The organism is Methanobrevibacter ruminantium (genome assembly GCF_016294135.1).
Taxonomy (GTDB): Archaea; Methanobacteriota; Methanobacteria; order Methanobacteriales; family Methanobacteriaceae; genus Methanobrevibacter; species Methanobrevibacter ruminantium_A.
On the sequence record NZ_JAEDCO010000046.1, the window covers coordinates 1 to 10,278 of the forward strand.

Genomic DNA, 10,278 nt, shown 5'->3' on the forward strand with positions numbered 1-10,278 from the left:
GAATGAAACCAGCTTCCCATATTCTCCAAGTTCTTCTGGAAGCAGGGATAGTGGTCCTCTACCTGAAGGAGTCTCTCTTTCAAGTGAGGGTACTGGATCAAGTTCTGGAACTTACAGGACTCCACAAGAATATATCGATTCATTGAATGGTGATGGGGAATGGATCATTTATAACAGTTCAACAAATACTGCAAAAGTCACAAGCATTGAAGCGTTTGTAAAACATTGCAAATCTCCAAGTAAAGATGTTGGTGCATTTGATGATTTAGGAAGAGACCAAGTTGAAAATGAGTTATTCGGCAATGAGGAGCATGAGTCATTGCACTTTGATGGCATTATGGCAAATACCCTAAAGGAAAATTCAGAAAATTACTCTCAGTTCTCTGATTATGACTCCTCTAAGGCAACATCCTATGCAAATGACTTGAAAGAATTGGATAGATTCAATTACACAATTGAGAATCGTTCCAATATGTATAATCCATTGTATTATGTTTCCCCTTATTATGATGGAGTGGGATCATCACATTCTGCTAAATACTGGAGAATAAATGCTGGAATTGATCAGACAGACACTTCATTTACCGTTGAAACCAATTTGGCTCTCGCTTTGATGCAGATTAGTGATGTGGATAGCGTTAAGTTCAATGAAGTGTGGGGTCAAGGCCACAGCCAAGCTGAAAGAAAAGGGTCCGCTAGTGGAAACTTCATCAATTGGATCAATGAATGCATGAGCAATGAATCAGATTTCTTTTTATTTGATTTTTAATTTAATTCTTTAATTTTCATTTTTTATTTTTTTTTATTTTCTAATTATTATTTTTCTTTCTAATATTTTAATTTTTTAAATTATTTTTTTATTTTTTTTATTTTCTAATTATTATTTTTCTTTCTAATCTTTTATTTTTTTATTTTTTTTTATTTTCTAATTATTATTTTTCTTTCTAATCTTTTAATTTTTTAAATTATTTTTTTTTAATTATTTTTTAGCCATTTTTAAATATTTTTTTTTAATAAATTTTTCATGTGCTTTTCACTAATTTTCATTACATGAATTTATTGCATGAGATTTCATGTTCACTTCATGTACTTTGTTTTAATTTATTTGTTTTTAGCTATTTTTAACAAATTCTTGTTTATTTTTTCATTTTTATTGTAAAATCGCTTTAATTTTTCTAAAATATTTTTAAATTAAATAATAATCTTTATAAAGGCATAAAACATATTATTAAATATGATTATCAAGACTGGGAAAATTAATAAATCAAGAGGTAATATAAGTCTCACAATCGGTAAGGAAGATGTGAAAAAACATAATCTTGAAGAGGGAGATTTTGTAATCTTGACTCCTGAAGAATATGAAGAATTGAAGACATCTTCTGAAATCGAAGTGTCCACTTTGGAAGTAGTCCCAGATGATGAAGCTGTTGTAAAATTAGAATACGATCTTAAGGAAGCAAAGTCTAAAGAAAAGATTCTTTTCTCAAAAGTTGAGGAATTGGAAAACATTAATCTAGAGCTTACCACTAAATTGTCTCAACTTGAAAAAGCAAATTATATAAACAGCAGTGTTTTGTCCGATTCTGAATCAAATTCTCTCATTGATGAAGTTAAAAAGTTAAATGGGGATATTGATGACTTAAATTCTGAAATCAAGCAATTGAATAAGGATTTAAATGAATCAAATGAAGAAAGAATTGAACTATTGCAGGATATGAATGTCTTAAAGACTAAAATGAGTTTTGATGCCGGAGAATTGTCAAGACTTAGAGAGCGTGAAGATAAGCATAAGGAAATCTTGGAGATAATCCTAAGAACAAACAGGAACATGCTTGATGAGGTTGTAAACAAGACATTGACTGCTACAATCAATGAGATAAATAAGGAATTAGGTGAAACCAGCATAATAAGAAGAATTAGGGGATTGACAATTGTCAAGGAACCTGAAATTCATAAATCAGCTATTTCAAGCAAGGCTTACACTCAATTGGAAGAGTTAATTCCTGACGAATATTTGCTTGAAAGTGGAGAATAAGTTTCTTTATCATAGTGAATTCTAATTTGCCTATTCTATTGCCTAGTCTATTTAATCTAAGATTTTTCAAGAATTTTAATCATTGTTAATCATTAATCATATTTATATAGTTTATTTGGTATCAATTAAAATGGTGATTCTATGGATGAAGTTCAATTTGATGAAGAAGGAATCAAATTTAAATACTTAAGTAATTGGAAAGAACAAAACAAAGAAATGCTTGGCCCAAATTGTATCAAGGCTTTAGTGAAAGTTGTAGAAGGCAATCCATCTACAATTACAGTATATAAGAATGATGCAGGTGAAGCTGAGGCTATTGCACAAATTGAAGAAGCTTTTAAGGAAAGTTTTGAAGCACAAGGATGGAACATTGTTGAATCTAGAATTCTAAACCTTAATGGCCTGCCGGTTTACAATATCATTACAAATGCTGAAGAGGGTGGAAAAACTTTGGAAAACAATACTTCTGCATTGCTCAATGATGGAAACTTGTATGTCTTTGAATTGATGCACTTTAAGGAATTCCCATATGCTTACAATGATTATTTAGCTATTATGGATTCCATTGAATTTGAATAGTTTCATAATTCATTTTTTATTCTCTATTTTCTATTTTTTTATTTTACTTTTTAATTTTATTTTTATTTTACATTTATCTTTGTTTTAAAGGAGTTTCTCATAATGTCCAATATATTTAAAAACGATGAATTAAGCTTCAAGTATCCAAATAATTGGAAATTGCTTGAAGCAGATGATATTGAAAATTGCATAGCTGTACTTGACTGTGACAGCAAATTCAGTAGAGTTATGGTGTTCAAGTATCCTCAGGAAGGACTGTCAATGGAATACCTTAAGAATGCAATTGAAGACATTCCAAGGGAAGACAGCTTAATCGTTGAGGAGTCTCATCTAACCATTATTGGAAACAAGGAAACCCATGAACTTATAGCAAAGGATACAAGTCATGAACCTCCTTTGAATACTCATTCTTTATCCGCAATCAATGATAGGGATGCATTTAGCTTTAATTTCTTTGGCTTTGGAGAGGATAATCCTGATAAAGAAGGATTTTTGATGATGTATAAAACTTTAGAGTTCTATTAAAATTTCTTATTTTTTATGATATTATGTCTTTAAAGGAAGAAAAGGAATCCATTAGAAAATCAATTTATGATAAATTGTTTAATGAAGGCCAGTCTCTTAGACCTAATGGGGATTATGGAAAGATTCCTGATTTTAAAGGATCTGATATTGTAGCTGAATTGCTTGCTGGAACTGATGAATGGAAGAATTCAAAAACTATTTTTTGCAGTCCAGATTCTGCTCAAATTCCAGTTAGATATCTTGCTTTAAAGGAAAACAAGAATCTCATTATGGCAAGCCCTAACCTTGAACACGGCTATCTGTATCTTGAAGGAAACAAGTTAAATGGAAAGGAAAGAGAAGCATCAACAAAAGAGGGAGCATTCAATCATTGCTCAAAGTTTTTTGATTTCGGTGAAGACAGTTCATTTGATATGGCTATTGATATGGTAGTGGAAGGATCTGTTGGTGTGGATAGATGTGGAAACAGAATTGGAAAAGGAAAGGGATATGGAGATAGGGAAATCGAAGATCTCTTCAATAAGAATCTCATTAATGAAGACACTCCTTTAGTTACCACAATTCATCCATTTCAATTGCTTGATCATATTCCAATGGAAAGTCATGACAGAAGATTGAATATGATTGTAAGCACTGATGAAGTTATTAAGATTTAATTTTAATTTTCAAATATTTTTATTTTCTATTTTTTTCTATTTTTCACTCAATTTTTTATTATATATAAACTATTTTAGAAATATTTATTAACATTCAAAACTAAAATAGTCTTAAGTAGTTTATACTACTGCAATTCTTAATTTTTTTAAGAATTAACACATGCGTTAAAAAAAATTTAGGTGATTATAATGGCAGATTTAAAAGGTACTAAAACCGAAGCTAACTTAGCAGCAGCTTTTGCTGGTGAATCTCAAGCTCATGCTAAATATCAATATTTCGCAAGTAAAGCTAAAAAAGAAGGATACGTACAAATCCACGATATCTTTATGGAAACTTCCAAAAACGAAAAAGAACACGCAAAAATCTGGTTCAAACTTTTACACGATGGAGAAGTTCCAGACACTATTGCTAACTTAAATGCAGCAGCTGATGGTGAAAACGAAGAATGGACTGCAATGTACAAAGAATTCGCAGAAACCGCAAGAGAAGAAGGTTTCGATGAAATCGCAGGTTTATTCACCATGGTTGGTAACATCGAAAAAGAACATGAAGAAAGATACAGAGCTTTACTCGCTAATGTTGAAGGCGAAACTGTATTCAAAAAAGAAGAAGAAATTGAATGGAAATGTATTAACTGTGGTCACATAATTAAAGGAACCGATGCTCCTGTAATTTGCCCAGTATGTAAACACCCTCAATCTTACTTCGAAGAAAGAGCAACCAACTTCAAATAAGTTGATTGATTTTCGCTATTAATGATTTTTCATTAATAGCATTTTTTTATATTTTTTAGCTATTTTTGAAAATTTCAATTTAAAAGCAGTAATTATTTTAGAATTATTTACATTTATTTAACTATTTTTTGGTGATGAAAGTGTCTAAAGATGATAATTGTCAAATCGAGGATAATTGTTCCAATGGTACTTGTGCACCAGTTAGCCCATTTTCAAAAGAAGGGGCTTTATTTTTAGTTTTCATTGCTGTTTTATTTGTTATTCTATTTTTTATATTGCATGCATTTTCTTATATATGGAGTATTATTAGGGTATTGTTATGAGAGATATGTGGGGATTGACTGTCAGAGGAATTTGTGAGTATGATGGTAAGATCTTGCTCCTTAAGCTAAGGTCCATTTCCGCTCATGATCCCGGCAAATGGGAAATTCCTGGAGGAAAGGTTAAGAAGAATGAGTTCTTTGATGATGCTTTAAAAAGAGAATATCTGGAAGAGACAGGGCTTGAAATAGAAATAGATTATTTATACAATGCCATTCAAAAGGATTACACTGCATGCAAAACTGGAGAAAGCATAAAATCTATTCAACTGATTATGAAAGTCAGTGTAAAAACTGATGAAATTGTTATAAGTGATGAACATTCTATGTATGGGTGGTTTACAAAAGAAGAGATTAAAAATATGATTGAAAATAATGAATTAACTCCTCCAGCAATCAATGCTTTCTTAAGGTAAATGTTATTTTAATCAATCGTTTTTTTAATTATTTTATATTAAATTTTTCAGCTATTTTTTCTGTTTTAGAGGACATATTAACTTTTTTTTTACTATTAATCCATATTCTCATCTTCAAGCATTTCCTCTTCAATCTCTTTCATCATGTCTTTGAATTCCCTTTCCTCATCAAAGAGACTTAAGAAGTCGTCAATGCTTATCTTGTATTCATTTTCTGCACTTGGATTGATGATGATTTGATCAAAGCTGTCTTGAATCGGAACTATGGACTTATACAAGTCTCTCATAAACAATGATCCTACAGTTGTGTTCAATTGAACATCATGAATGTTTTCCTCATCTGTAAAAATAGGGATGACTTTGATTCCATTCGGCCCTACAAAGGATTTTAGATGAAACTTGACTTCCTCATTTATCTCATTCAATCCCTCTAGATTCATGTTTTCAAGGTCAAGTGAGTCGAGCTCAATTTGAAGAGGAACCAGCAGTTCTGATTTTCTAAATTCATTTAGGAAGTGTTCATTTTCATCCTCGCTCATTTCTGATTGTATCTTCATCAATTCTTCAAGTTTATCATTATAGAGTATGCTCATAAGAATCCCTAAAAGTTATTTTTCTCTAAAAATTCATCAAAGTCTATCTTATATGAATCAACGCTGTATGGATTTATTACAATATAATGGAAATCAATGTCAAACTGTGCCAATATGAGTGATAATTCCATCACGTTTACAGCTATTGACTTGATTTGGTATCCTGCCTTTTCCAATTCGTTTGTATCTGTAAACAGGTATATGTTGCGGTCTCCGTTTTCCTCATCAAAGAAGCCAATCTGCAAGTCAAGTGTGTCCCCATCGCTTAATGATTCCTCATTTTCTATTGCGATAACTGGAACAAAAACTTCTGATTTTAAGAATTCCTTATAGAACATATCAGGGTTCTGTTCTATCTTGACTCTTGACTTGGATTTCAATAGTTTTTTAAGTTTTTTATTGTTTAAGTTAGTCATTTTAATCAGTAATTATTTTAATAATATTTTGTTTTATTCAATCTTATTTATGAAATCAATTATATTTATTTATATGCTAAAGGTTTTCCAGTTAAGCAAGTTCCTAATTTAAATAAAGATTAAATTTAGCTTTATATTTTTCATCATCAATTAATTTTCTATTTTTAAATCAATTTTTTATTTTTTTATTATTTTTTTAATTTTAAGCCAATATTGATGTCATAATGTAATTTAAAGCTTTAAAAATAGTTTAATTTATATATGAGCATCTATATATTTTTTAATTGAAATTTAAAGTGTATTTAATTATTCATTTCAATTCTTTTAGATTTTTTAGAAAGTTTTTTATAGTATACTGAGTATACTATATAATGTGGTATTATGATGAATAAAACTATTAAAATCTCTCAAGCCAACCATAATTCCTTATCAAAATTAGCTTCAAAAAATGATACTTTCAATGATGTTATAAGTTTTTTAATAGAGTATTATTACGCTCATGAGGAATTTAGTGATGAAGAAGGGAAATTTTATAATGAAGAGATAGAAAAATTCGAAAATGGCAATTTAGAAAACGTTAAGGAATTAACTCTAGAAAGTTTGGAAGAAAGGATTAATAAACTGGAACTTGAGTTAAAAAATGAGCTATAAATTATATGAACATGAAAAAGCAGAAAAATTTCTTTATAAACATAAGAATGATAAAAAGTTATTATTGAGGATCAATAAGAAAATTATGGAAATTCTAAAGAATCCTCATCATCCAAATTTTAAAGAATTAAAAAGCAATAAATGCCCTAAATGTCAAAGAGCAAAGGTAGGGGAATATAGAATTATTTTTTATGTATCCGAAAGAAATCAGAGCATTGAAATAATTGATATAATTCCCAGAAAAAATAATTATAGATTGTTTTAAAGTTTTATTAAGTAAAAAATTTGATGAATCAAATTAGATAATCATCTAATCATTCTTCACCATCATCTTCCTCTTCAAGATTATCATAGAATGGCTGTTTTATGCATCTCCATATTGAGGTGTCTCCATCTTCATCATAGAACTTTTGGAACTCGCATCCAGGAGCAATCAATACATTGAAATCAGTAACTTCCTCGCTTTTGCCAGTGTACAATATTTTTTGGCCTTCATACATCATTATCTTATGCAATATTGGAAGATTGGATTGGAAATTAGGATCTGTGCATGCTCGCAGTGGCATTTTTGCTGTAAATATTCCATCTACAGCCTCATTTTCCATGAATTCATATTCTGATCTGATAAAGAACATGTAATGTTTATCAAGTTCCACGGAATTGCTCTTCAATGTAGCTAATGTTTGTTCAAGTGAAGCAATAAATGGATTTTTTGCCTTTTCCTTAAATAGGTCTATAAGTGTAGAAGCGTTGACTATAATTGAATGCTCAGTTTGAGGGTTTATGATAATTGATGAGAAGGTATCGCCAAATCCATACAAGATCTTTGCAAGATCTCTCATATTCATTATGATATGGTCTTTCTTAAGCTTGATTTCCTTCATGATTTCTTTTCTGGTGAATGCTACAAGCGCTCTTGTCCCATCATTCAAGTTAAGGGAAATGAAATTGAACCCAAGTGGAGGTATAGGCTTTATAACATCTATAACGCTTTGGTTTTCAATGTCAAATACCTCTTCCTTTTCCATTTGAATTGGGATGAAAAGCTTTGCCTCTTTGAGTAATCTAAAGAACTCCTCTTCATCTGCAATGGTCATCATGCCAGGCTCTATTAGCATTATGTCTTCCAGTTCGCTGTTGTCTATTTCCATTTCTGCATTAACATTATAGTTGTCTATGATTTCATTCATTGCATTCACCTTTTACACTTCTGTTTAATGTTTTGTATTTTAAATTTAAAATAGTTTTATAAAATATTCTTAATTGTGTTTTTTTTTCAAAACTTATATTAATAAATATTAACAAACTTTTTTTTGACTTATAAATAAGTCAGGATTAATTGAGTAAGAGGTTTAGAAAATGGTTAAAATTTGTCCAAGCTGCAATAGCGAAAATGGGGATAATTCTAAATTTTGTAAAAATTGTGGAGAGAAATTAGAGAGTAGTTCTTCTCAAGTTAGTTCTTCTCAACTCAGCCCTAAATCAGAACCAAAAAATAATAAGAATCTTATAATTGGTGCTGCAGTTATTATTTGTGCAATAATTGTTGCTGGAGCTTTTATGGCTTTAAATTCAGATAATTCGGGGAATTCTTTGGGAGCGAACGCTTTAGACAGTGAATCAATTTCTTCAGATTATTATCAGTATGATTTTGAGGGTTATACCTTTAATATTCCTGAAGGTTATGAGGAATTTTCACTTGATGATTATTCAACTGGGCTTTCTGCTGGTGAAAAAATAGGTTTCAAAAAAGGTGACAATCAGGTTATTTTTATTGGGGTTTATGAAGATGCACCAGGATTATCAAAAGAACTTTTGGATGAGCGGTATAATGATAAAACTTTAGAAGGTGGGGCTCATTTCACTTATCAAGAAATTTGGGGAAAGAAATTATATAGATTTACTAATAGTACAACTGATTGTGTATTTTTCGCATCAGGCAAAGACCTTATTTCAGTATTTACTTATAATGAAGATTTAGAACCTATTATTTCAAGTATTGATCAAAAGGACATTCCTAGTTCTTCCAGTTCTGATTCAATGACTTATTCTGAAGCTAGCTCTTATTTAAGTGGTGCTTCAAGTACAGTTATTCAAAATACCTTTGATGAAGCGGATGCAAATGGTGATGGTCTTTTAACTGGAAGTGAAATAAGCAAATTCAAAAAACTAGCTGATTTGACTGAAAGAACTGCAGACACTTCAAATTCTGAAAATGTGGAAGCACAGGATTATGGTGCAGGTGATGGTACAACTAAAACCAGATACTGTACAACTCACGGTAGAGTTGCAGTAGGTTCCGATAATCTATGTCCATATTGTCAAGAAGAAGGTTTAGATGCTAGAACAGTTAAAGGATCTACTGAATATATTTAAATTTTTTAATTAATTTTCCACTATAATTAATTTTAAACTAGTTTTAAGCATATGGTGGAAATTATTCTATTTTTTTTCTTTTTTTAAAATACTTTTTTTATTAATTAATATTAGAAACTTTTTTATATATGTCAAAAATAGAGTATATTTGTGGTTTTAAAACCACATGAAAATATCGGAGAAAATCATGTCTTTTTTAAACACAAAAACTAGTAAAAAGTACAGAGTGGTTGAATTAGATAAAGGCATATACTGCCTAAGCGATATTTTGGGAGGAAGGAAGACTTAAAGTCTTTTTTAGTTTGTTAGGTGATTATCAAGATCTATGCATCTTGCCCTAATAAAATTAGAAATGAAAGTCAGCTTAATGCTGTGCTTCAAGAGATTTTAGGCGAATCATTAATGGAATGGATATATAGAAAAGATTTCTTCAAGTCTCTAAAGAAATTGGATAAAAGCGTTTTATCTCAATTATTGAAGAAGATTAAGCAAATCTTTCAAAATCCTGATGTGGGCAAGCATTTGTCTTCTAACCGTAAAGGTCAGCAAGAAGTTTATGTTGCAGATTCATTCAGGTTATATTATTCATTCTGCAAAAAAGAGAATAGGATTGAGTTTCTTGAGTTTTCTCACAAGAAACATCAATGATATTTTTCTTTTTTTCTTCCCCTTTTCTTGTTTTTGTTTCTTTTTTTAAAATTTTTTTGAAATATTTTGCACCCTAAAATTAAAGTTTAAAATATTTTGCACCCTAAAATTAAAGTTTAAAAAAGCAGTGTTAATTAATTAAAGGGAAATTTTTTGGTGATGTGTATGGTTTTTGAGAATTCCCCCTTTAACATATGTTTTTTGATGTATGTTATAGTTTGTAATAATTAATATATAAACTTTTTGTTTTTATATTACAAATTTAATTATTATTAAATTTTAAATTTTTTTTAATTTATTAAATAAGGATATTTTATTAAAAAAAGTA

General features: G+C 29.7%; 15 protein-coding genes. 12 read left to right on the forward strand and 3 right to left on the reverse strand.

Features of this window, described 5'->3' with window-relative positions:
• The 8 genes from VW161_RS08005 to VW161_RS08040 form a co-directional block, all read left to right on the forward strand.
• A partial coding sequence (locus VW161_RS08005; protein WP_325192898.1) for a hypothetical protein occupies positions 1-769 on the forward strand: 769 nt, incomplete at its 5' end.
• Between the two features lie 465 nt (positions 770-1,234).
• A complete protein-coding gene (locus VW161_RS08010) occupies positions 1,235-2,035 on the forward strand; it encodes a coiled-coil domain-containing protein (RefSeq protein ID WP_304088734.1) in 801 nt (266 codons plus the stop codon).
• 141 nt (positions 2,036-2,176) lie between these two features.
• A complete protein-coding gene (locus VW161_RS08015) occupies positions 2,177-2,614 on the forward strand; it encodes a hypothetical protein (protein WP_304088736.1) in 438 nt (145 codons plus the stop codon).
• A gap of 102 nt (positions 2,615-2,716) precedes the next feature.
• Complete coding sequence (locus VW161_RS08020) at positions 2,717-3,139, forward strand: hypothetical protein (RefSeq protein ID WP_304088739.1); 423 nt, start codon at positions 2,717-2,719, stop codon at positions 3,137-3,139.
• Positions 3,140-3,162: 23 nt separating this feature from the next.
• Complete coding sequence (locus tag VW161_RS08025) at positions 3,163-3,795, forward strand: 5-formyltetrahydrofolate cyclo-ligase (RefSeq protein WP_304088740.1); 633 nt, start codon at positions 3,163-3,165, stop codon at positions 3,793-3,795.
• Between the two features lie 189 nt (positions 3,796-3,984).
• Positions 3,985-4,530 (forward strand): rubrerythrin, encoded by a 546-nt coding sequence (gene rbr / locus VW161_RS08030; RefSeq protein WP_296855473.1) that lies wholly within the window; start codon positions 3,985-3,987, stop codon positions 4,528-4,530.
• Between the two features lie 140 nt (positions 4,531-4,670).
• Positions 4,671-4,853, forward strand: a complete 183-nt coding sequence (locus VW161_RS08035; RefSeq protein ID WP_304103985.1) for a hypothetical protein — start codon at positions 4,671-4,673, stop codon at positions 4,851-4,853.
• Positions 4,850-5,266 carry an NUDIX hydrolase gene (locus tag VW161_RS08040; RefSeq protein WP_304088747.1) on the forward strand — a complete coding sequence of 139 codons (417 nt, stop codon included), beginning with the start codon at positions 4,850-4,852 and terminating at the stop codon, positions 5,264-5,266. The genes VW161_RS08035 and VW161_RS08040 overlap by 4 nt, the downstream gene beginning before the upstream one ends.
• A 95-nt stretch (positions 5,267-5,361) precedes the next feature.
• Here the strand turns inward: VW161_RS08040 and VW161_RS08045 are convergent, their stop codons facing one another.
• Positions 5,362-5,859, reverse strand: a complete 498-nt coding sequence (locus VW161_RS08045; protein WP_304088750.1) for an SseB family protein — start codon at positions 5,857-5,859, stop codon at positions 5,362-5,364.
• Between the two features lie 8 nt (positions 5,860-5,867).
• Positions 5,868-6,275: an SseB family protein gene (locus VW161_RS08050; protein WP_304088752.1), complete on the reverse strand. Its 408-nt coding sequence runs from the start codon at positions 6,273-6,275 to the stop codon at positions 5,868-5,870.
• A 384-nt stretch (positions 6,276-6,659) separates the two neighbouring features.
• On the opposite strand from VW161_RS08050, the gene VW161_RS08055 reads away from it, so the two are divergent.
• On the forward strand, positions 6,660-6,926 hold the full coding sequence (locus VW161_RS08055; RefSeq protein WP_304088754.1) for a hypothetical protein: 267 nt from the start codon (positions 6,660-6,662) through the stop codon (positions 6,924-6,926).
• A complete protein-coding gene (locus VW161_RS08060; protein ID WP_304088756.1) occupies positions 6,916-7,191 on the forward strand; it encodes a type II toxin-antitoxin system RelE family toxin in 276 nt (91 codons plus the stop codon). Before VW161_RS08055 ends, VW161_RS08060 begins: the two co-directional genes overlap by 11 nt.
• Before the next feature lie 49 nt (positions 7,192-7,240).
• On the opposite strand, the gene VW161_RS08065 is transcribed toward VW161_RS08060, so the two are convergent.
• The gene (locus VW161_RS08065) at positions 7,241-8,116 is read right to left on the reverse strand and encodes an SseB family protein (RefSeq protein ID WP_304088757.1); all 876 of its coding nucleotides are present in this window, start codon (positions 8,114-8,116) and stop codon (positions 7,241-7,243) included.
• 169 nt (positions 8,117-8,285) lie between these two features.
• On the opposite strand from VW161_RS08065, the gene VW161_RS08070 reads away from it, so the two are divergent.
• Both VW161_RS08070 and VW161_RS08075 read left to right on the forward strand, forming a co-directional pair.
• Positions 8,286-9,302, forward strand: a complete 1,017-nt coding sequence (locus tag VW161_RS08070; protein ID WP_325192899.1) for a zinc-ribbon domain-containing protein — start codon at positions 8,286-8,288, stop codon at positions 9,300-9,302.
• 309 nt (positions 9,303-9,611) lie between these two features.
• Entirely contained in the window at positions 9,612-9,950 is a 339-nt protein-coding gene (locus VW161_RS08075; protein WP_295606923.1) for a type II toxin-antitoxin system RelE family toxin, read from the forward strand.
• The last annotated feature ends 328 nt before the right edge of the window (positions 9,951-10,278 follow it).